This is a genomic window from Xanthomonas albilineans, from assembly GCF_002939705.1.
In the GTDB taxonomy this organism is placed as follows: Bacteria; Pseudomonadota; Gammaproteobacteria; order Xanthomonadales; family Xanthomonadaceae; genus Xanthomonas_A; species Xanthomonas_A albilineans.
Map to the genome: position 1 here is coordinate 1 of NZ_MDCB01000141.1, position 265 is coordinate 265.

Sequence of the window (265 nt, forward strand, 5' to 3'; positions counted from 1 at the left end):
GCTCGCCGCCTGCTGCTCGGTGCGCTGCGACAAGTCATCGTTACCCGTGGCGATTTCGCTGGCGGCGGCATTGATCGAACCGGCCGACTGCTTGATGCGCCCGACGATGCTGGCCAGTTGCTCGGCCGTGGCATTGGCATCGTCGCGCATCTGCGCGAACACACCATGGAACTCGCCACGCATGCGCGCGGTCAGATCGCCCGCCGCAATCGCCTGCAGCAACGCCGACAACGACTGCAGATTGCCATCGGCGGTGGACATCAGT

The 265-nt window shown here is 65.3% G+C and carries 1 pseudogene; it reads right to left on the bottom strand.

Annotated features, from left to right (window positions below):
• Window positions 1–265, bottom strand: a pseudogene (locus tag XalbCFBP2523_RS16130) (methyl-accepting chemotaxis protein); the annotation flags it as partial.